The sequence below is a fragment of the Mycolicibacterium sp. XJ870 genome (assembly GCF_053483975.1).
Genome location: NZ_JBEFTI010000002.1, coordinates 136,431 through 157,234 on the forward strand (window position 1 = coordinate 136,431; position 20,804 = coordinate 157,234).

21 protein-coding genes and 1 tRNA gene are annotated in these 20,804 nt (G+C 66.8%); 10 read left to right on the forward strand and 12 right to left on the reverse strand.

Features of this window, described 5'->3' with window-relative positions:
* Positions 1-11: 11 nt before the first annotated feature.
* Positions 12-665 (forward strand): SGNH/GDSL hydrolase family protein, encoded by a 654-nt coding sequence (locus tag ABQF30_RS12020; protein ID WP_448463884.1) that lies wholly within the window; start codon positions 12-14, stop codon positions 663-665.
* A gap of 11 nt (positions 666-676) precedes the next feature.
* The gene (locus tag ABQF30_RS12025) at positions 677-2,449 is read left to right on the forward strand and encodes a penicillin-binding transpeptidase domain-containing protein (protein ID WP_448463886.1); all 1,773 of its coding nucleotides are present in this window, start codon (positions 677-679) and stop codon (positions 2,447-2,449) included.
* Here ABQF30_RS12025 and ABQF30_RS12030 read toward each other — a convergent pair.
* The 4 genes from ABQF30_RS12030 to ABQF30_RS12045 all read right to left on the reverse strand — a co-directional run bounded on the left by ABQF30_RS12030 (position 2,426) and on the right by ABQF30_RS12045 (position 8,114).
* On the reverse strand, positions 2,426-4,126 hold the full coding sequence (locus tag ABQF30_RS12030; RefSeq protein ID WP_448463888.1) for a diol dehydratase reactivase ATPase-like domain-containing protein: 1,701 nt from the start codon (positions 4,124-4,126) through the stop codon (positions 2,426-2,428). The two genes, ABQF30_RS12025 and ABQF30_RS12030, sit on opposite strands and share 24 nt — an antisense overlap.
* Positions 4,123-4,455: a diol dehydratase small subunit gene (locus tag ABQF30_RS12035; protein WP_448463890.1), complete on the reverse strand. Its 333-nt coding sequence runs from the start codon at positions 4,453-4,455 to the stop codon at positions 4,123-4,125. The genes ABQF30_RS12030 and ABQF30_RS12035 overlap by 4 nt, the downstream gene beginning before the upstream one ends.
* Positions 4,452-6,671: a propanediol/glycerol family dehydratase large subunit gene (locus ABQF30_RS12040; RefSeq protein ID WP_448464936.1), complete on the reverse strand. Its 2,220-nt coding sequence runs from the start codon at positions 6,669-6,671 to the stop codon at positions 4,452-4,454. Before ABQF30_RS12040 ends, ABQF30_RS12035 begins: the two co-directional genes overlap by 4 nt.
* 87 nt (positions 6,672-6,758) lie before the next feature.
* Positions 6,759-8,114, reverse strand: coding sequence for a WS/DGAT/MGAT family O-acyltransferase (locus ABQF30_RS12045; protein WP_448463892.1), 1,356 nt, complete (start codon positions 8,112-8,114; stop codon positions 6,759-6,761).
* Positions 8,115-8,207: 93 nt separating this feature from the next.
* Here ABQF30_RS12045 and ABQF30_RS12050 point away from each other — a divergent pair, with 93 nt between their 5' ends.
* From ABQF30_RS12050 to ABQF30_RS12080, 7 genes are read left to right on the forward strand one after another with little or no spacing between them, the layout of a single operon-like run.
* Complete coding sequence (locus tag ABQF30_RS12050; protein WP_448463894.1) at positions 8,208-8,618, forward strand: hypothetical protein; 411 nt, start codon at positions 8,208-8,210, stop codon at positions 8,616-8,618.
* Positions 8,578-10,374 carry a peroxidase family protein gene (locus ABQF30_RS12055; RefSeq protein WP_448463896.1) on the forward strand — a complete coding sequence of 599 codons (1,797 nt, stop codon included), beginning with the start codon at positions 8,578-8,580 and terminating at the stop codon, positions 10,372-10,374. Before ABQF30_RS12050 ends, ABQF30_RS12055 begins: the two co-directional genes overlap by 41 nt.
* Complete coding sequence (locus tag ABQF30_RS12060) at positions 10,344-10,841, forward strand: hypothetical protein (protein WP_448463898.1); 498 nt, start codon at positions 10,344-10,346, stop codon at positions 10,839-10,841. The genes ABQF30_RS12055 and ABQF30_RS12060 overlap by 31 nt, the downstream gene beginning before the upstream one ends.
* A gap of 5 nt (positions 10,842-10,846) precedes the next feature.
* Entirely contained in the window at positions 10,847-12,196 is a 1,350-nt protein-coding gene (locus ABQF30_RS12065; protein ID WP_448463900.1) for a hypothetical protein, read from the forward strand.
* Positions 12,193-13,584 carry a Dyp-type peroxidase gene (locus ABQF30_RS12070; RefSeq protein WP_448463901.1) on the forward strand — a complete coding sequence of 464 codons (1,392 nt, stop codon included), beginning with the start codon at positions 12,193-12,195 and terminating at the stop codon, positions 13,582-13,584. The genes ABQF30_RS12065 and ABQF30_RS12070 overlap by 4 nt, the downstream gene beginning before the upstream one ends.
* Complete coding sequence (locus tag ABQF30_RS12075) at positions 13,584-14,033, forward strand: DoxX family membrane protein (protein WP_448463903.1); 450 nt, start codon at positions 13,584-13,586, stop codon at positions 14,031-14,033. Before ABQF30_RS12070 ends, ABQF30_RS12075 begins: the two co-directional genes overlap by 1 nt.
* A 10-nt stretch (positions 14,034-14,043) precedes the next feature.
* A complete protein-coding gene (locus tag ABQF30_RS12080; protein ID WP_448463905.1) occupies positions 14,044-14,418 on the forward strand; it encodes a nitroreductase family deazaflavin-dependent oxidoreductase in 375 nt (124 codons plus the stop codon).
* Positions 14,419-14,432: 14 nt separating this feature from the next.
* Here the strand turns inward: ABQF30_RS12080 and ABQF30_RS12085 are convergent.
* The 3 genes from ABQF30_RS12085 to ABQF30_RS12095 all read right to left on the reverse strand — a co-directional run bounded on the left by ABQF30_RS12085 (position 14,433) and on the right by ABQF30_RS12095 (position 15,630).
* A tRNA-Ser gene (locus tag ABQF30_RS12085) sits at positions 14,433-14,523 on the reverse strand.
* A 151-nt stretch (positions 14,524-14,674) separates the two neighbouring features.
* On the reverse strand, positions 14,675-15,127 hold the full coding sequence (locus ABQF30_RS12090; protein WP_448463907.1) for a nucleoside deaminase: 453 nt from the start codon (positions 15,125-15,127) through the stop codon (positions 14,675-14,677).
* Positions 15,124-15,630, reverse strand: a complete 507-nt coding sequence (locus ABQF30_RS12095; RefSeq protein WP_448463909.1) for a tRNA adenosine deaminase-associated protein — start codon at positions 15,628-15,630, stop codon at positions 15,124-15,126. Before ABQF30_RS12095 ends, ABQF30_RS12090 begins: the two co-directional genes overlap by 4 nt.
* Positions 15,631-15,713: 83 nt before the next feature.
* Between ABQF30_RS12095 and ABQF30_RS12100 the strand changes: the two genes are divergently transcribed.
* Positions 15,714-16,673 (forward strand): prephenate dehydrogenase, encoded by a 960-nt coding sequence (locus ABQF30_RS12100; protein ID WP_448463911.1) that lies wholly within the window; start codon positions 15,714-15,716, stop codon positions 16,671-16,673.
* Here ABQF30_RS12100 and ABQF30_RS12105 read toward each other — a convergent pair.
* From ABQF30_RS12105 to ABQF30_RS12125, 5 genes are read right to left on the reverse strand one after another with little or no spacing between them, the layout of a single operon-like run.
* Positions 16,636-17,151 (reverse strand): putative glycolipid-binding domain-containing protein, encoded by a 516-nt coding sequence (locus tag ABQF30_RS12105; RefSeq protein ID WP_448464938.1) that lies wholly within the window; start codon positions 17,149-17,151, stop codon positions 16,636-16,638. The genes ABQF30_RS12100 and ABQF30_RS12105 overlap by 38 nt on opposite strands.
* Positions 17,152-17,207: 56 nt before the next feature.
* On the reverse strand, positions 17,208-18,002 hold the full coding sequence (locus ABQF30_RS12110; protein WP_448463913.1) for an ABC transporter permease: 795 nt from the start codon (positions 18,000-18,002) through the stop codon (positions 17,208-17,210).
* Positions 17,999-18,661 carry an ABC transporter permease gene (locus tag ABQF30_RS12115; RefSeq protein WP_448463915.1) on the reverse strand — a complete coding sequence of 221 codons (663 nt, stop codon included), beginning with the start codon at positions 18,659-18,661 and terminating at the stop codon, positions 17,999-18,001. Before ABQF30_RS12115 ends, ABQF30_RS12110 begins: the two co-directional genes overlap by 4 nt.
* On the reverse strand, positions 18,661-19,773 hold the full coding sequence (locus tag ABQF30_RS12120) for an ABC transporter ATP-binding protein (protein ID WP_448463916.1): 1,113 nt from the start codon (positions 19,771-19,773) through the stop codon (positions 18,661-18,663). Before ABQF30_RS12120 ends, ABQF30_RS12115 begins: the two co-directional genes overlap by 1 nt.
* Before the next feature lie 10 nt (positions 19,774-19,783).
* Positions 19,784-20,731, reverse strand: coding sequence for an ABC transporter substrate-binding protein (locus tag ABQF30_RS12125; protein ID WP_448463918.1), 948 nt, complete (start codon positions 20,729-20,731; stop codon positions 19,784-19,786).
* Between the last annotated feature and the right edge of the window lie 73 nt (positions 20,732-20,804).

Sequence of the window (20,804 nt, forward strand, 5' to 3'; positions counted from 1 at the left end):
GTGCTTGGGCCATGGCTGCCAAGCGGATTCTGTGTTTCGGTGACTCACTGACCTGGGGTTGGATTCCCGTCGAGGATGGCGCGCCGACGGACCGGTTTCCTGCCGATGTGCGGTGGACCGGCGTGCTGGCCGAGCAGTTGGGCGGCGACTACCAGGTGATCGAGGAAGGGCTGAGCGCCCGCACCACCAACATCGACGATCCGGCAGATCCCCGGCTCAACGGCGCCAGTTACCTGCCGTCCTGCCTGGCCAGTCACCTCCCGCTGGACCTGGTCATCGTCATGTTGGGCACCAACGACACCAAGGCCAACTTCCGGCGCGAACCCATCGACATCGGGGTGGGCATGTCGCTTCTTGTGACGCAGGTGCTGACCAGTGCCGGTGGCGTGGGCACGCTCTACCCGGCGCCGCAGGTGCTCGTCGTCTCACCACCTCCGCTGGCACCGATGCCCCATCCGTGGTTCGAGCTCATCTTCGAGGGCGGCCAACGCAAGACGACAGAGTTGGCCAAGATTTACAGCGCACTCGCCTCGTTCGTGAAGGTCCCGTTTTTCGACGCCGGGTCGGTGATCACCACCGACGGGGTCGACGGCATTCACTTCACCGAGGCCAACAACCGCGACCTGGGGGTGGCCCTGGCCGAGCAGGTGCGGGCACTGCTGTAAAGCTGGTGGGTATGACTCGACCCACGTGTGCGTGGCTGCTGGTGTTCGGCCTGCTGCTTTCGATGGTCGGTTGTTCGTCGTCGCCCGACCCGGCCGACCGGTTCGCCGCATTCGCCGATGCGTTGCAGCGCAAGGACGCCCACGCCGCGGCGGCGCAGACCAGCGACCCCGCGGCGGCTGAACCGGTGATCACCGCGATGTTCGGCGGGATGGGTGAGGCGGCCAACGTCAAAGTCAGCGCGGAGTCCACCGACGACGAGGCCGGCTCCACGTTGCGCTATCAGTGGTCGTGGGGAGAGGGGCGCGATTTCGAGTACGAGACGGCCGGCAACGCCGCCAAAGCCGGCGACGACTGGCAGATCACCTGGGACCCGACATTGCTGCACCGCGACCTGCAACCCGGACTGACGTTTCAGTACAGCCAGGACAGTGAGTTGCAGACCCCGGTGCTCGACCGCACCGGCCAGCCGCTGATGACCTGGCAGACCGTCGGGGTCATCACGCTCGACCGGGCGCACCTGAACTCGGCAGGCCCGCTTGCCGCCCTGCTGGCGCGCTTCGATGCGACCACCACCGCGGATTCGATCGGGGCGCAGTTCAATTCGACGCCAGACGATCGCGTGACCGTGATGAAACTCCGCGAAGGCGACCTCGCCCAGGTGCGCGATCAGCTGGCCCAGATCCCCGGCGTGACCGTCGCCGAACAGGGTGAGCTGCTCACCGCTGATCGGCAGCTGTCCTCGCCGGCGATCAGTGGGCTCGCGCAATTTTGGCATGACCGCATCACCAAGAACGCCGGCTGGTCGGTGTACCTGGTCGACGGGGACGGCGCTCCCGCGGAGAAGTTGACGTCCAAACCGCCCGCGCAGACGGACCCGGTGCGCACCAGCCTGGAGCTGCGACTGCAACTGCTCGCCCAACAAGCCGTTGCGCAGGAAACCCGGCCCGCCGTGCTGGTCGCGATCTCCGGCTCAACGGGCGGGATCCTGGCGGCCGCGCAGAACGCTGCCGCGGATCCGCAAGGAGCTATTGCATTTTCGGGCCTGTACCCGCCGGGGTCGACGTTCAAGACCATCACCACCGCAGCGGCGCTGGAGGCGAACCTGGCCACCCCGGACACCCCGGTGGCCTGCCCCGGTCAGTTGACCATCGAGAACCGCACCATTCCCAACGACGACAATTTCGACCTCGGGACGGTCCCGCTGACGTCGGCGTTCTCGCATTCGTGCAATACCAGCATGGCCGCACTCTCGGAGAAGTTGCCTGCCGATGCGCTGACCAACACCGCCCGCGAATTCGGCATCGGCGTGGACTTCCACATCCCGGGTCTGACCACGGTGACCGGGCGGGTTCCCAACGCGGACACCGCCGCCCTGCGGGTGGAGAACGGCATCGGTCAGGGCACCGTGACGGTCAGCCCATTCGGTCTGGCGGTCGCCGAGGCGAGCCTGGCGCACGGCTCGACGATCCTGCCGAGCCTGGTCGAAGGTGAGAAGACCACGGCCGACACCGAGTCAGTGACGTTGCCGCCCAACGTCGTCGAGGCGTTGCGCGCGATGATGCGTGGCACCGTGACCGAAGGAACCGCAAGGGAACTGAGCGATATCGCCGACCTCGGTGGTAAGACCGGCACCGCCGAATTCGGCGATAACACGCATTCGCACGGGTGGTTCGCCGGTATCGCCGGTGATATCGCTTTTGCGACGCTGGTGGTTGGTGGGGACTCGTCGGGGCCGGCGGTCAAGCTCTCCGGCGACTTCCTACGTCCCGCCCTCGCCGGCTGACGCGGCCAGGTGCACCAAGCCTGAAGCCACCGCGAACCGGGGTCCGTGCACGCCGTCGATGTTGGCGCGTCCCACCACTACTCCGGCGGTTCGCATGGACTCGCCGACCGTGCGCAGCAGTTCGTCGTCGAGTGCCCCGCCGCCGGCCAAAACCACTGCGGTCGGCGGCTTCTCGAACGCCTTCATGCAACGGGCAATGTTCGCCGCGACGGTCTCCTGCTTGATGGCCAGCCGCAGGCTGCGCCATTCCTCGGCGGCCAGCTTGTTGGAGAACGGCACCAACCCGACGGTGCCACGGGCGCACAGCCGCCCGATTGCGTCGGCGGGCGCGGGAGCGTCAAGGAACAGCCGCCGGCCATCCTCCTCATGTGCCACGTGTGGGCCCTCGACGCGGATCGCTGGGGTGCGTTTGACCCGCTCGGCCAGCGCCCGGGGAATGTTGAGCATGCGTGCGACGGCCACGGTGATGGTCTCCCCCGCCCCTGCCGCCGTGACCGTGCGATCGTTACCGATGAGATCGATGGTGCCGCCGCCGATATCGCACACCACGGAGTCCGGCGGTAGGCCGGGAGTGGTCCGCGCGCCGCGTGCGGCCGCGTCGGGCTCACCTGCGATGGTGCGGGCCGGGCGTCCGGTCAGCTCGCTCAGGGTGGCGGCGGCGTCCGCGACGTGGTCGGCGGCCAGCAGTGCGACGACGGTGCCGCGGGCGTCGGCCACGCCGCGGCGCAGCCATGCGCCGTTGTCGAGGGCCGAAAGGTCGGTGAAAAACGCGTCGTCGACTGCGATTTCGTCGTCTGACCGCAATCGGATCCGGACCACGCTGCCCGGGGGTTCGCGGCGCAGGATGCTGTGGGCTTGCGCTGGTGAGTACCGAACCACCTCTCCCGCGACGCGGAACTCCACATAGTCGTCGTCCACGGCAGGCGGATCCGGCGGTCCGGTGCGTACCGTTACCGCCATGGCCGGGGAATCGGCGAGTTCCCTGGTGAATTCGGCCACCTCGCGGATCTGCTCGTGCCCCAGTTCCAGGGCGGCGCACAAGGCTATGGGATCGGCCAGCGCCCGGTAGGCGCGGCCTTCGGCCACCACCTCGACGGCGATCAGCGCACCGGGATCGAGCCCGTCGAGGTCAACCTCGTCCACAACCGGCACGTCGACCGGGATGCGGTTGCGGATCAGTACCGCGTCGTCCTGCACGGCGATGACCCCGACGATGTTCCAGCCACGGCCGAGCGCGTCGCCGATCGCGGCGGCAGCCACCTCGAAGTCGGTGTCTGAATCCACCGAAACGATTGCCGCGCTGTCTTTTACCGGGCCGGCCAGGCCAGCGAGCGGCACATGCCGCCCCACTGCGAATCCGCTGCCTGCCGGGGTACTGGCATCGGGCCTGCGCAGGCTGCGCACGGGTGCATGCGGCGACGCGGCCGGCGCCAGGGGGGCGGTCTCGGTGTCGACGGGGCGGATCGCCGGGAGCACGAGTTCGTCGGCGCGCACCTGCGTTTCGACCTCGATGCGGTGCAGCAGCGCCGCCGCACCCGTCAACGACTCCGGCGATCCCTTGCGTCCGCGCGTCGGTGCCTGGCCGTGGCCGACGGGATGCACGGCACCGCCGTCGACGCGTGCCAGAACGATCTCGGTGGTGTGGTTACCGACATCGATTCCAGCGATAACCCTCACCGCAACAGGCCCCGGCGTCCGTAGACGGCGGCGGCCTGGCGCACGAGCTCGGCGCAGCGCACGGCACCACGGGCGGCCAGGGTCCTCTGCAGTGCTTGGAGTTCGGCGGCGGTCGAGCGGTGCGGGCGCAGCGCCTCGTACAGACCCATCACGTCTTCGTCGTCGATGATCGCCAATTCCGCTGCACGCAGGAAATTCTCGGCCAGTTGCGGGTTGCCGTTCTCCTCGGCGACCACGGCCTGATGGGCGAGCACGGCGGGATCCATCCGCAGATCCGACAACCCCAGCTTGCCGTCGACGGCGGCCTCCACGGTGAACTTCTCGCTCATGCCCTCCGCACCTCCACCGTGACGGGCGGCTGGCCCGCTTCGCTCGCATCACGTTCCAGCGCGACCAACGCGACCGCACGGGCGTGGTAACGCGCCGAGATCGACTCGTCGGTACCGCCGGTCAGTATGGGCACCGGCGCCATGCCCTTGGCGTGTCTGGCCGCGTTGCGGCCCAGTTCGCGGTAGTTGCGGGCGCTCAGTAGCGGCGCGACGCTGAACAGCTCGAGGTTCGCCAGTGGTGCCAGGTCACGGCGATGGATCAGCGCAGTGCCCTTGCCCTGCAAGCCGATTCCGATACCCGATCCGGACAGTTTGGCGGCGGTGAGCCCGATCAGCCCGACGTCGATGGTCGAGCGGATCCGCACGAATCGCGGCACGCAGCCCTCCTCTTCCAGCCCGGCGCTGAGCTGGCGGATCACTTCGCCCACGGTCAGGCCGCACAGCGTCAACCACACACTGCGGCCCAGTGCGGGCGACAGCCCGATGCACACCTCACGCGGATCGCTGCCTTGGCGTGCGGGTTCGATGTCGGTGACGGCGATGTGGCCGGCGTGCTCGTTCTGGTCGGCGGTCAGCTCAGCGGCGGTGCGCTGCTGGCGGATGTTGTCGATCTCGGCTCGGCGCTGCACGGTCGGCGTGTAGCCGGTACCCGGCCCGGCGTAATCGTTGGGGTCGGTGATCTTCGAAAGCACCCGGAACTGCTCGTCGAAGATGGCGGAGGTCTGCAGCTGGTCACCACGCAGGCGTTCGGCGGTCAGCCGCATGATGGCGTCGGCCTCCGCGTCGTATCCGGTGCGCTTGAGCGCGGCGACGACGTCGAACACCGTCAGCTGCTTGGCCTCGATCGCATTGGCCGCCTCCGCGACAGCCTTCGGATCGCCGGGCGGCAGATCCCGGGATCCGTTGGCCGCCACCACCTCCTCGATATGACTGTCGTCGAAATCGGCTAGGCCGAGGTCGCGGTACACCGCCTGCACGGCACGCGCCGCGCGCCGCCGAACGGCGGCGAGGTGTTCGGCCGACACCGTGCGCAGCCCGCCGTCGGCTCCCCAGTCACGTTGCAGGACAAGGAAGTCATCCATGTCGTCGGAATTGAAGTTGGACAGCGCGAACGCGTTGTCGTAACGCGGGATCGACCCGAACCCGGAGAAGATGAAGTCGGCGCCTGCGAGCAGAACCGGCAAGGTGTGCGCGCTGCGGCGGATGTCGGACTCCGAGATGAGGTTGTCGTTACCGGCGCAGGATTCGAGATCGCGCATCATCACCATGAGGTTCTCGGCGAGCAGTTCCTTCATGCCCTCGGGCACCGAGGCCACCACCCCGACCCCGTCGATCCCGCCGTTCTGCACGCCCTGGGAACCCAGCGCGCGGGCCAGCGACACACAGCGCGATTCCAGGTACAGGATCGAGCACTTCTCGGCCGCGCCCATCAACACCTCGGCCCCGCCGCCGCTGGTGACCCGCATCTTGAGCCCGCGCGACGCGTAGGCACTCGTCAAGATCGCCTTGGAGAACGGGGTGTCGTCACCGTCGACGAACACCTGCTCGGTGCCGTAGATCGAGATGGTCTCGGCGTAGCTGGTGAGCCCGCGCAGGCCGAGCCGCAGCTCCAGCGCCTCCTCGATCGAGCACTGCGCCATCGCGCCCGGCACGCCGACCTGCGAACCGATCAGCAGCGCAACGGCATTCGACGGAGCGTCGCCCAGCACGGGCACCGTCGTCTCGACCTCCCGGAACCCGTAGGCCACCGCGCTGGCCGCATCCGCGGCGATCAGGAGCGGATCGTCGAGTTGATTGGTCACGTGGGCCTGGTTGCTGGGAGTGCGCCGCGCCCGCATCTTGGCCATCGCCATCTGCATCTCAACCGGGGTGAGCACGGCGATGACCTTGGCCAGTTTGGCCGGCGTGGTCCCGCCGATCAGCCTGACCACCTCGGCGCGCGGCACCGTGGGGTCGACGGCCTTGCGGGCCAGTTCGACGTCGGACAACGCCATCGCCTCGGGTGCGACGTCGAGGTCCAGCCCGTAGTGGGCGATGAACTCGTCGATGACGTCGAAGTCCGCGGCGGCCTTGCCGTCCATCTCGATGATCACGCCGTCGCGGAGTACCAGCGACGGTTCCGGATCGTTCGGGCTGCTCATCGCGGCCAGTCCCAGGTCCGGGTTCGCCACGCTGAAACCGTCGAGATTCACCGGTTTCGCGTCGAGAATGCGCATCCGGCCCAGAGCGTGGGCGTCGTTGTCCGTCACGGCAACCATTTTGCGTTAAAGGTCGCTTTTGGTCTACCCATTACGGAATTGCCCTCAGACTCCCGTGGCGACTTCCAAACCCTTGAGCGAATCCTCCAGATGGCTGAGCATCCGCTGCAGATGCGGCACGCTGCGGCGGCAGCCCACCAGCCCGAAATCGAGGTTGTCGGCATTGCTGACCAGCGTGATGTTCATTGCCTGACCGTCGAGGACGATCGACATCGGATAGTTGCCGTCCAGGCGGGCGCCCTTCCAGTACAACGGCTTTCGCGGTCCCGGCACGTTGGAGATCACCAGGTTGAACGGCGGCGCCGTCGCCTTGACGAAACCGGGTACCGCGTTCAGCCCGAGCGGGGCGATCGCCATCGCCGACAGCGCCAGCGCCTGGATCCGCGGCAGTTCGGAGAACACCTTCTTGTTGCCGCGCATCGACTCGCTGATGACACTGAGCCGGTCCGCTGGATCGTCGACGTCGGTGGCGAGATTGCACAGCACCGACCCGGTCAGGTTGCCCCCGGAGTCGGCCTCGTGCTCCGCGCGCAGGCTCACCGGAACCATCGCGATCAGCGGGCGGTCCGGCAACGCATCCTGCTCCAGCAAGTAGGCCCGCAACGCTCCGGCGCACATGCCGAGCACCACATCGTTGACCGTGACACCGCTGGCATCCTTGACCCGGTTGAACCGCTCCAGCGGCCACGACTGCGCGGCGACCCGGCGCGCGCCGCCGATCGAGACGTTGAACATGGTCTTGGGTGCCCCGAACGGCAGGGTGAGTTGCTGTTCGAGCAGGGCCAGGCGAGCCAGCTTCAGCGTCGACGGCGCCATGCCTGCGATCGCTGTCGCCGTGTCCGCAGCCGTGCGCAGCAACGATGAATCCTGCTTGGCCCGATGCTTACGCGGCAACATCCACGGCACCCGGACCTCGGTGTCGTCGGGATCCTCCGACAGCGTGCGCATGACCAACTTGAGCGCCGAGACACCGTCGATCAGCGAGTGGTGCACCTTGGTGTAGACCGCGAACCGGCCATCGGCCAGACCCTCGATCAAATGGGCCTCCCACAGCGGCCGGTGCCGGTCGAGCAGGCTGCTGTGCAACCGCGACGTGAGCTCCAGCAGATCACGCACGCGGCCCGGGGTCGGCAACGCCGAGCGGCGCAGGTGATAGTCGAGGTCGACGTCGTTGTCGAAGGCCCAGCCGACATTGGCGATACCGCCGAGAAGAGTCGCCGGGTGTTTACGGAACACCGGCTGAAAATCTGTGTGCGCGGCCATCTCCTGGTGCAGTTCACGTACGAAATCTGCACCGGCGCCCCGGGGCGGCTCGTACAACGCGAGTCCGCCGACGTGAAACGGGTGCTCACGCGTCTCGGCGATCAGGAACATCGAATCGGTCGGCGACATGAGCTGCATGTGTCCATTGAACGCGGATCCGTACGGTCCGGCAGCAAAACAGGTAGCCGACTACTCGTTCGCCCGGCCCGCAACAGACGGAGGATCAGTGCCATGCCGACTCCGAACGCTGCACGCAAGACACTTGCGGTGATCCGAATCGTGAACGGGGCGGCAGGGCTGTTGGCGCCGGAGAAGTTGTTGGCCCGCCTCGGCGTCGATACCATCGCTGACACCTCGGGTACCTATCCGTTCCGGATGTTCGGCATTCGCACCGTGCTCATCGGACTGGACCTTCTCGTGCTCACCGGCGATGAACTGCGTCGGGCCGAGAAGCTCGCGGTCCTCATCCACGCCACCGACACCGTCTCTGCCGCCGTCACCGCAGCCCGCGGCGATCTGCCACGCAAAGAGGGCGTGGTGGCCATCGTCATCTCCGCGGTAAACACCGCGCTAGCCATCACCGCTTGGAAAGGAGGCCGGGATGCCATCGCTGCTCACGAGGTTGTCCATCAAAGTCAGTGAGGTCGTCGACCGCCGGATCGGATGGGACAAACTCCCATCGTGGTTGGGGCTTCTCACGCTGATCGGGCTACGAGACGCACTGCGCGAACACAACCTCAAGGACTCCTACGCGGGGAATCCACCGCAGGCGCCGCCGCGTACCCCTGCCGAATACCTCACCGTCCGGACCGCCGACGGTTCATACAACGACCTCGCCTCCCCATCGATGGGCATGGCAGGCACCCGATTCGGGCGCAACGTCGCCCTCGCCAAGGGACATGCCGAAGACCTGCCGCAGCTGATGGATCCCAATCCGCGCCTGATCAGTACCGAACTTTTGCAGCGCAAGGCATTCCGGCCGGCCGAGACGCTCAACGTCCTGGCCGCCGCCTGGCTGCAGTTCGAGACCCGCGACTGGTTCAGCCACGACCCCCGCACCGAACGCACCATCGACGTTCCGCTGCCCGATGGTGAAACGGAGTGGGATGGGGGCGCCATTCGGATCCCTGCCACGCCGGCGGACCCGACCGCGACTCCTGGACAGCAGCCGAAAACGTTCCTCAACACCGAGACCCACTGGTGGGACGCCTCGCAGATCTACGGCAGCAACCAACAGTTCCAGGACGCCGTTCGCAGCCACGAAGACGGAAAGGTGCGTGTCGACGCCGACGGGTTCATCGACATCGACCCGGCGCTGATCGGTGCCTCCGGCGGAGCCGACGGCTGGTGGCTGGGCCTGGAAGTGATGGGCACGATCTTCATGCGCGAACACAACGCGATCTGCGACCGGCTGAAAGCCGCGTACCCGCAGTGGACGGACGATCAGCTGTTCAACAAGGCGCGGCTGGTCAACGCCGCACTGATCGCCAAGATCCACACCATCGAATGGACGCCGGCGATTCTCGGCCATCCAACCTTGCAGATCGGCATGCGGGCGAACTGGTTCGGGCTGGCCGGCGAGCGGGTCAAGGAGCTGTTCGGGCGGCTGAGCTCCAGCGAGGTCTTCAGCGGCATCCCCGGATCGCTCACCGAACATCACGCCGCGCCGTACTCCATCACCGAGGACTTCGTCACGGTTTACCGCATGCACCCGCTGGTTCCCGACGACTACGAGTTCCTGAGTCTCACCGAAGATGGCCCGCCGCAGGAACTTTCCTTCGACAAGATCCATGGTGGCGCGAACTCACGCGGGGTGCTCAAGAGCGTGGGAGTTGCGGATTGCCTGTATTCGCTGGGCGTCGCACACCCCGGCGCAGTCACCTTGCACAACAGTCCCAAGTTCATGCGTCGCTTCGATCGCACCGACGGAACTGTGCTCGACCTGATCGCCGTCGACATCATCCGGTCCCGGGAGCGAGGTGTGCCGCGCTACAACGAGTTCCGCCGCCAGCTGCGGCTGAAGCCGGCCACCACGTTCGAGGAGATCAGCGGCGGCAACTCGGAGACCGCGGCGAAGATGCGCGAGATCTACGGCGGTGACATCGAGAAGGTCGACGCGATGGTCGGCATGTTCGGCGAGAAGCTGCCCGAGAAGTTCGGGTTCAGCGACACCGCGTTTCGCATCTTCGTGCTGATGGCGACCCGACGGCTCAAGAGTGACAGGTTCTTCACCGTCGACTTCACTCCGCGCGTCTACACCCCCGAGGGCATGGACTGGATCGACAAGAACGACATGAGCTCGGTGTTGATTCGTCACTATCCCGAGCTCGAACCAGTACTGCACGGGCAGCGCAACGCTTTCGCGCCGTGGCCACGCCTCAGCCGGGCCGGGCGATGACACGTCCCGAGCCGGAATTGAACCGGGCCACGCCGCTCAACGAGGCGGCGTTGCTCGGCTACAGCGACGGCACGCTCGACATGTTGTTCCGGCAATCGCCTGCAGGCGCCATCCCCGACGGCGACACCAGGGGCACGCTGCTGGCGTGGCCGGGCACGTGGGTGACCAAGCCCCTGGCGTTTCTCGTGCGGGTCATCGTGTGGCAGGGCAAGGTGCTCGACCGCCGGAACGCGGTGCTGCGCAACAAGATATCGCCTATCGGTCTGCACCTGATCAAAGCCCGGCTGTCCGTCGCGCACAGCTGGGTCGACGGGCAGGATTGCGTCCTGATCGACTACTCCAAGACCTCGACGCTAGCCCGGATGGTGCGCGACGAGATTCGACTGGTAGGGCCAGGACTCTATCTCGGTGTCGTGTGGCTCTGGCGGAAACGCGTCGGATGGTTCATGATTCGCTCGACGGGGTGAGTGCGATGCCGCACCAGGAAGCCTTCACGGTGCTGGCCGAGGTCAGCCGGGATCGTTTGGCCGCGCTCCGAGAGCTGCTCGGCCGCATACCCGACCATGTCGAACAATGGGACGTGATGTCCTTCGAGGAGCTGAGCGGACTTCACTTCGCCAGGCTCGTGTTGTTCGACCCGACGGTGGATCTCGACGGACACCCGGTGCCGGCCCAACTCGCGTTACTCACCGATGTCGACGCACCGCTGCGCGATCATGTCGATGAACTGACCACGATCTGCGGCCCCGGTCTCGATGCGGTGTTCTCCCACTGCATCGGCTATCCGGTTGCCGCGACGGCAGAGACCCGGCGAGCCTTCCTGCAGGCCCATCAGGCGAAGGCCGCCGCCGCGCACATCAACCGGCGCGGACGCTCCGTCGCGCAGATCCAGCAGGAAGATCTACTGCAGCGCGAGATCAACCGGTTCCTGGATGCCGGTGACTTCGGTGCGCTCGACCCGCCGAAGATGAAGAGGGCGATCGTCGACTTCGTGTGTGACCGCGAGGATCTGGCCTGGGCGATGCGCCCGGCTTTGGCTCCTGCACTGTCATGGCGGGTGAAAGAGGCTGCCCACCAGTACTTCTGGGCTGCGGCTTTGGCGGTGGTGACCATTGCGTTCCTGCCGCTGGTCGTGCTGGGGCTTGGCGTGTTCGTGGCGCTGCTGCGCTACCACGAGAAGCGTGACGAGCCCGACACCCGGCCTGCTGCCCCCGACGCGGTCCGCGCGTTCCGCGACGACGAGGACTATTGGGCGCACAACCAGATCGTCGCCGTCGGGTTCCTCAAACCAGGGCTGTTCCGACGGTTCACCACCACCGCGATCCTGTTCCTCACCGACTACGCGACCCGGCACATCTACAACCGCGGAACGCTTTCGGGGTTGAACACGATCCACTTCGCCCGGTGGGTCCGGATGAACGGCAACCGCGGCCTGTTCTTCTCCAGCAACTACGACGGCAGCCTGGAGAGCTACATGAACGACTTCATCGACAAGGCGGCCTGGGGGCTCAACGCCATATTCAGCAACGGCGAGGGTTTCCCGCGCACCCGCTTCCTGTTCCTCGGCGGCATCACCGACGAGAAGGCCTACAAGCGGCTACTGCCCACCCGCCAAGCCCCGAGCAACGTCTGGTACAGCGCCTATCCGCACCTGACCACCAAGAACATCGCCAACAACGAAGCCATCCGCGCAGGGCTTTCGGAGAAGATGGATGACGCCCAGACGCGTCGCTGGCTGCGCCGATTCGGCTGTGGCAATGATCTTCCCGAGTCCAACTGGGTCGCCCGACGACTCGACAGCATCCCCTGGGACCGGCTATGACGTTGCAACTGGACGACATTCAAGGCGTCATCCTGCACGGCTACGGCGCGCTGGATAATGCGGCGTTCCTGCTCGTGGCGATCGATGATGTCGCTTCGGCCAAACGCTGGTTGTCACAACTTCCACTGCGGGACAGCATCACTCGACCGACCATCACGGACACCTGCACGAACATCGCCTTCACGCCGGCGGGACTTGCCGCGCTCGGACTGCCGGCTGAACATCTGAACATGCTCGCCGGCGAGTTCCGGGAGGGCATGACCGGTACCGAGCATCGTCGCCGCATCCTCGGGGACCGCCCGTCGACTTGGCGCTGGGACGGCGGTGCGGTTGATCTTCTCTTGATGCTCTACGGGCGCGACGCCGCGGCCGTTCGGGATCTCGAAGCGCGCCACGATCTGCCCGGCGCCGGGTTGCGGATTGTTGAGCGGCTTGACTCGTTGACTCTGCCGGGACGCAAGGAGCACTTCGGTTTTCGTGACGGCATCTCGCAACCGCTGATCGAGGGCTACGACGGCGGCCCGCCGGGCAACACCGTGGCGCCAGGGGAATTCGTGCTCGGCTATCCGAACGCCTACGGGCAGTTCACCGACCGGCCGCTCGTCGATCCGTCGGCCGACCCACACGGGCAGCTACCTGAGGCACCCGATGATCCCGCGCGACGCGACTTCGGCAAGGACGGCAGCTATCTGGTGTTTCGTCAGCTCAAGCAGGATGTGGCTGAATTCTGGAACAGCCTGGCCGACAAGGCGATGCTCGGTGCTGACCGGGTGCCGGAATGCGTCGGCCTCGCAGCCAAGATGGTCGGTCGATGGCCCAGTGGCGCGCCGCTGGTGAAGGCGCCTGCCGTCGACAATCCCGCGCTGGCCGACGACAACGACTTCATGTACTTCCGCTCCGAGGACCCCGACGGCTTGAAATGTCCGATCGGTTCGCACCTGCGGCGGACCAACCCGCGTGACGCGCTCGACCCGTTCCCCGGCTCCGACCGCTCTATCGATGTCGGCAAGCGGCACCGCATCATTCGTCGCGGCCGGGTCTACGGGGCGCCGTTCGCGCCGTCGATGGATCCCGCCGACATGATCGGCAAGCCCGACGACGACGTCGACCGCGGCCTGCACTTCATCTGCTTCAACACCCAACTGGGCCGGCAGTTCGAGTTCATCCAGCACACCTGGGTGAACAGCACCAAGTTCGACGGCGGCTACGCCGAAGACGATCCGATCACAGGCGCTCGCGGGGACGCGCACAGTGGGACCTTCACCGTGCAGCAGGATCCGATCCGCAAGCGCGTCACGGGACTGCCCCGCTTCGTGCACACCGTCGGCGGCGCCTACTTCTTCATGCCCGGTCTGGCTGCCACGCGCTATCTGGCGGCGCTGCCATGATGGCCTGGCGGGAGTGGGCACCCGTGCCGTTGCGAATCTTCCTCGGCGGCGGGCTGATCCTGCACGGCGGCATCAAGTTGTTCGCCTCTGGCGGCCACGCCAACATCGCCCATCTCGTCTCACAACTCGGGGTGCCGTTCGCCGACGCGGTGGGCTGGCTGGTGGGGATCGTCGAGTTCGGCGGCGGGCTCGGCATTCTGCTCGGCGTCTTCTTCCGGTTCGCCACCATCGTCAACGCCCTCAATGTCGCCGGGCTCTTGGTGCTCGGCTTCATCGCGGGCGGCATCCCCGCGCCGCTGCCCGGCGGTGATCCATTGCCCGGTTTCCGGGAGGCGCTGCTGATCTTGGCCGGCGTGGTGAGCCTGCTGCTGAGCGGGCCCGGCCGGCTCGTTCTGGCGACGAAGTTAGGAGTCCATCGTGCTCAAGACACTGCCCGCTCTGCGACGTAGACAACGGAGCGTGGACATCCCCGTCCTGATTTTGACGTCGATCGGCGCGCATAGCGGTAGGCGATGCCGGTCGCCGCTCGCCTACATCACCGACGGTGACGACGTCGTCCTCGTCGCATCGAACTTCGGCCGCGACCGCCATCCCGCCTGGTATCACAACCTGCTCGCTCATCCGGAATGCGAATTGCACTTCGGGCGGCGCGGCGGGAGCTTCGTGGCACGGGAAGTCGAAGGCGCTGACCGTGATCGGCTGTACGCACTCGCGGCCACTCGCCTGCACCAGGCCTGGACGTTGTACGAGCAGCGGGTCAACAGGATGAGGAGCATTCCGGTTCTGCGGCTCACGCCAGTGTCGGTCCATGAAAAAACTCCCCAACGGGGGTAACCGGTGAGGAGTTATGGCGGTGGCGGAGGGATTTGAACCCTCGGACGGGGGTTACCCGTCACACGCTTTCGAGGCGTGCTCCTTAGGCCGCTCGGACACGCCACCGTGTGGCAGCTTACCGGCCGAGCGCCGCAGCCCATAATCGTGCTCGACAAGCGAGCCGACCATCGAGATTGCACTCAGGGACAGATTCGGCGCGGATTTTGTCCCTGGGTTCAATCTCGGCGAATACGTGCCACATCGGGCGCAGCCACGCTCACCTCTGGCGAGCGAAAAACTCCTCCAGCAAGCCCGCGCACTCGGACGCCAGCACGCCACCAACGACTTCGGGCCGGTGGTTGAGCCTGCGGTCGCGCACGACGTCCCACAAGGAACCGACCGCACCGGTCTTGGGCTCCCACGCGCCGAACACCACCCGCGCCACCCGCGCCAACACCAGCGCACCCGCACACATCGTGCAGGGCTCGACGGTCACCGCCAGCGTGGTCCCTTCCAGCCGCCAGCCGTCGCCGAGCACCACGGCCGCCGCGCGCATCGCCACCATCTCGGCGTGTGCGGTCGGATCGCCCAGCAATTCGCGGACATTGCCCGCCCGGGCCAACTCGGTGCCGTCGGGCGCGAAAACGACCGCGCCGATCGGGACGTCACTAGGGCCTGCCGATCCGGCGGCGCCCAGGGCTGCGCGAATCAGCTCTTCGTCGGATCTCACCGATTGAGGCGGTCGAGGACTGCCGACAACTCGTCGGCGAAACCCATCTCCCGCGCGATCCGGCCGATCTGTTCATCGGCGTAGAGGTCGGTCTCGTCGAGGATGACGCTCAGCACGTCGTCGGGCAGCCCGATGTCGGACAGCAGCCCGACGTCGCCCTCCTCGAAGGGGTCGGCGTCGTCGAGGTCGTCCGCCTCGATGTCGGCGTCGAGTTTCTCCAGCACCTCGGCGGCGATGTCGTAGTCAAGTGCCGCTGTGGCGTCCGACAGCAGCAACCTGGTCCCGGCAGGTGCGGGCCGCACGATGACGAAGAATTCGTCGTCGATGTCCAGCAATCCGAACACCGCCCCCGCGCTGCGGAGCTCACGAAGCTCGGTCTCCGCCGCGGTCAGGCTGTTCAGCGCGGCCGCGCGCATGGGCGCACACCGCCACTTGCCCTCCTCGCGGACAACGGCGACGCCGAAACCGTCTGGCAGGTCCGCCGGCGCGCGTTGTGCTTCCATGTGCGCATACGGTAGTCGCCGACCAGCGATTTTGACCAGGTATCCCCTCGGCCACCACGCGGACGGTGTGCCAACCTTTAAAGGTGACGAACACTCCCGTGTGTGTGGTGGGCCTCGGCCTGATCGGTGGCTCGGTGATGCGCGCGGCCGCGGCGGCCGGGCGGGAGGTGTTCGGTTACAACCGGTCGGTGGATGCGGTCCAGGCCGCCAGGTTCGACGGCTTCGACGCCACCGAGGACCTCGACGCGGTCCTGCACAGGGCGGCCGGCAGCGACGCGCTGATCGTGCTGGCGGTGCCGATGCCGGCGCTGCCGCTCATGCTGGACCACATCCGTGACACCGCCCCGCAGTGTGCGCTCACCGATGTGACCAGCGTCAAAGGCGCGGTTTTGCGGGAGGTGGAGGCGTTCGGACTGCGCGATCGCTTCGTCGGGGGCCACCCCATGGCCGGCACCGCATACTCGGGCTGGGCCGCGGGCAACCCGAGCATGTTCGTCGGCGCGCCCTGGGTGGTCAGCGTCGATGACCACGTCGACGCGCACGTGTGGTCGCTGGTGACGCAACTGGCGCTGGACTGCCGGGCGGTTGTGGTGCCGGCCCGGTCTGACGAACATGACGCGGCCGCCGCGGCAATCTCGCATCTGCCGCACCTGTTCGCCGAGACCTTGGCCGAGATCGCCGGTGATGTGCCGCTGGCGTTCGCGCTGGCGGCGGGCTCCTTCCGGGACGGCACCCGGGTCGCGGCCACCGCACCCGGCCTGGTCCGCGCGATGTGCGAAGCCAACGCGGAACAGCTGCTGCCTGCGCTGGAACGCAGTATCGAGCTGCTGACCAAAGCGCGCGACACCCTGGCGACCAGCGGATCGGTTGCCGAGTTGGTCGAGCCGGGTCACGCCGCCCGGATGCGGTACGACAGCTTCAGCCGGCCCGACATCATCACCACAGTCGTCGGCACGGAGAACTGGCGTGACGAACTGGCCGCCGCCGGGCGGGCCGGCGGGGTGATCAGATCCGCTCTGCCAGTCCTGGGTAGTCAAGGATGAAGCCGTCGGGATCGACCGTGATGGTGGTCTCCGCGACGGGTGAGTGCAGCTTGATGCCGTCGCCGGCACTGCTGTAGCTGATGGTGGCTGTTTCCACGGTCAGCTCCGGCAACCGGACATAGGCCACCGGCAGAGTGATCGAATCACTGCGCTGATGCAGGTCGGTCCGCCGGATCGGCAATGCGTTGAAGAACGGGCTGAAGACCACGTCGACATCGAGCGCGCCGCCATAATCGGAACGCTTGGTCTGGCTGTGGTCCTGCACCAGCCACATGCTCTCTTCATCCCGCGCAATGGAGAGCTGCCGTTCCCGCTCGGCCAGGGTGACGGTGAGGGAGAGCCGCTTCGTCGCGCCGGTCTCGTCGGTGACCAGGTCGTAGGACGCCGAGAACGCCGGGTGCGATGCGGTGGCGGCAGCGACTATCCGGCCGTAAGCCTTGATCCGCTTGCCCGACAGCTGCACGCGTACCGATTCCATCCTCGGCACGTCGTGTGCCCGCCAGGTCAACACGGCCGGCCAGGCCGCCTCTTCACTCACCCTTCTACCGTATGCGACGGAGGATCGGCTTCGTAGCGGACTCCGGAACTCCCGCGTGATGCCACCGGCGTCCGTGATTCCAACGCGACCTCGTCGCCGAGCAACGGTTGCGGTATCCGACGCCAACGCGTCAACCTGCCTGTCCCGGGAACCGACAGCCATACCGCGAATGCCAGCGCGGCATCGAGGATCAGCGCCAGCGCGGTCACCATGAGCGCGCCCACCAACGCGATGTGGAACTGACGAACCTTGATCCCGTCGATGAGGTAGCGGCCCAGCCCGCCGAGGCTGGCGTAGGCGGCCACCGTGGCGGTCGCCACGATCTGCAGGGTCGACGTCCGCAGCCCGCCCAGGATCAGCGGCAGCGCATTGGGCACCTCGACCCGCAGCAGCACGCGCCTCTCGGTCATCCCCATCGACCGTGCCGCGTCCACCACCGACCGGTCCACGTTCGCGATGCCTGCGTAGGTCCCGGCCAGCAGCGGCGGGATGCCCAGCAGCATCAGCGCGACCGTCGGTGGCACCAGACCCAGGCCCCAGAGCAGGACCCCGAGCAGCAGGACGCCGAGCGTGGGCAGGGCCCGCAGTGCGTTGACTCCGGTGACGACGAGAAGAATGCCCCGGCCCGTGTGCCCGATTAGCATCCCGATCGGCACCGCGATCACCGCCGAGACCACCACGGCGATCACCGTGTACTGCAGGTGCTCGACGATACGAGCGCCCAGTCCGGCCGGTCCGCCCCAGTTGCTCGCGGTGAAGATGAACTCCAGCGCCTGCTGCAGGAAGTTCATGCGGCCACCTTGATGCGGGACGTCCGGGGCGTTCGGGTCCAGGGAGTGATGGCCTTGCCCGCCAGCATGATGAGCGTGTCGATGACGATCGCCAGCACGAAGATCGCGATGATCCCGGCGATGATCTGATCGCTCTTGTTGGCCTGGTAGCCCTCGGTGAACCAGGTGCCCAACCCACCGATGCCGATCACCGAGCCGACCGACACCATCGAGATGTTGGTCACCGCGACCACCCGCAGCCCGGCCACCAGAACCGGGATTGCCAGTGGCAGCTCGACTTTCAGCATCCGCACCAGCGGGCGGTAGCCGACGGCGGTGGCCGCGTCCCGCACCTCTTCCGGCACTGCGTCCAGCGCTTCGGGCACCGCTCGCACCAGCAGCGCGGTGGTGTAAAGAGTCAGCGCCACAATGACATTCGCCTCATCAAGAATGCGCGTCGGGATGATCAGCGGCAGGACCACGAACAACGCCAGCGACGGGATGGTGAAGATGATGCTGGCGGTAATGGTGGTCAGTCTCCGCAGCGTGGTGGTGCGCTGTACCAGCGCCCCCAGCGGTACCGCGATCAGCAACCCCAGCACGATGGGCACCAACGACAACCGCAGATGGATGATCGTCAGCGCCCACAGATCGTCGAGGTGGGTCAGCAGATACCGCATCAATCCCCCAGGTCGGGTATCTGCCGCTGCTTGTCCAGCGCTGCGAGCACGTCGCCGGCTTTAACCCCGCCGACGACATGGCCGTCGGCGTCGACCGCGACGCCAAGCCCCGACGGGCTGGACAGCGCCGCGTCCAGGGCCAGGCGCAGGGTGCCGTCCGGCCGGAACAGCGATCCACCCGCGATCGTGCTGTCGTACAACGACTTTCCCCTTCGGTGCACCTCGACGCCATCGGCGTTGATCCAGCCGTACGGGCCGCCGTCGGGTTTGGTGACCAGCGCCCAATCTCCCGGGCCGAGTTCGAGCGCGTCGATCAACGGCTCGGGGACGTGACGGATGTCGTGCAGCGGCAGTCCCGTGGCGTGGAAGAACTGCAGCCCGCGGTAGCCGCGGTCGGCGCCGACGAAACCCGCGACCATATCGCTGGCCGGGTTGGACAACAACCGGGCCGGGGCGTCGTACTGCTCCAGCACTCCGCCGCGGCCGAACACCGCAACCTTCTCCCCGAGTTTGATCGCCTCGTCGATATCGTGCGTGACGAACACGATCGTTTTGCGCAATTCGCTTTGCAGGCGCAGGATTTCGGTCTGCAGATCCTCCCGCACCACGGGATCGACTGCGCTGAACGGCTCGTCCATGAGCAGGATCGGCGGGTCGTCCGCCAGCGCGCGGGCGACCCCGACCCGCTGCTGTTGTCCGCCGGACAATTGCGCCGGGTAGCGGTCGGCCAGCTTCGGATCCAGGCCCACCCGCTCCATCACCCCGATCGCGGCTTTGCGGGCGCTGCGCCGGGATTCACCACGCAGCACCGGCACCGTCGCGACGTTGTCGACCACCCGCAGATGCGGCATCAGCCCGGCACTCTGGATCACGTAGCCCATCCCCAGGCGCAGTTTGACCGGGTCGACCTTGGTCACGTCCTCGCCGTTGACGGTGAGGGTGCCCGACGTGGGATCGATCATGCGGTTGATCATCCGCATCGAGGTGGTCTTTCCGCAGCCCGACGGTCCGACGAACACCGCCAGCGTGCCCTGCGGCACCTCGAGGCTCAGGCTGTCGACGGCGACCGTGCCGTCGGGGTAACGCTTGGTGACCTCGGAGAAGGTGATCATCGCGCTCCCGTCATCCGGTAATGGCCTTGTCAAAACCGTTGTCGGCCACCCACTTCCGGGCGGCCTCGTCGGGGTCGACGCCCTGGTTGCCCTCTACCGACGTGTTGAGTTCGATCAGCGCCTCGGTGGTCAGCTTCGCGCTCACCGCGTCGAGCACCGTCTTGAGATCGGTGGACATCTTCTGCGACGCCACCAGCGGAACGACGTTGGCGGCCAAGAACGCGTTCTTCGGATCCTCGAGGACCACCAGGCGGTGCTGCTCGATCGCGGGCGAGGTGCTGAAGATGTTGGCGGCGGTGACCGCGCCGCTGTTCAGGGCCTGCACGGTGGCCGGTCCGCCGCCGTCGCTGATCGAGACGAAATTGGCGGGCGCGATATCCAGGCCGTATCGGGATTTCAGGCCAACCAGACCCGTCTCGCGGGTCTGAAACTCCGAAGGCGCGCCGACTTTCACCTCGGGTGAGTGCGTCGCGAGATCCGCGATGGTCTTCAGGTTCCACCGCTGCGCGGTCTCCTCGGTGACCGCGAGGGTGTCCTTGTCTTCGGCGGGTGACGGATACAGGATCGACAAGTCGCCGGGCAGCGCCTTGAGTAACGCGATCAGCACCTCATCCGAGGTGGTCGCAGTGCTGTCAGCGTCGAAGTACTGCAGCAGGTTGCCGGTGTACTCGGGGATGAGATCGATCGAGTGGTCCTGCACCGCAGGCACGTAGGTTTCCCGGCTGCCGATGCCGAACTGCCGTTTGATCTCAAAGCCGTTGGCTTCCAGCGCCTGGGCGTAGATCTCGGCGATGATCTTCGACTCCGTGAAGTCCGCGGATCCGACGGTGATGGACTTCAGGTCACCCGAAACTGTGCCGCCACCGAGTGGATTCGAACTGCCACACGCCGTTGCCGCACCGAGCACAACGGCAAGCAGCGTCGCGAGTATAGCCAGGGTCCGATGGTGCACGCGCACGTCCTTTCGGCGACGGCTCCTTCTCCGAAACCCTAACGGCACGCCCGACATGCCGTCGCGCTTTACCCCGTGG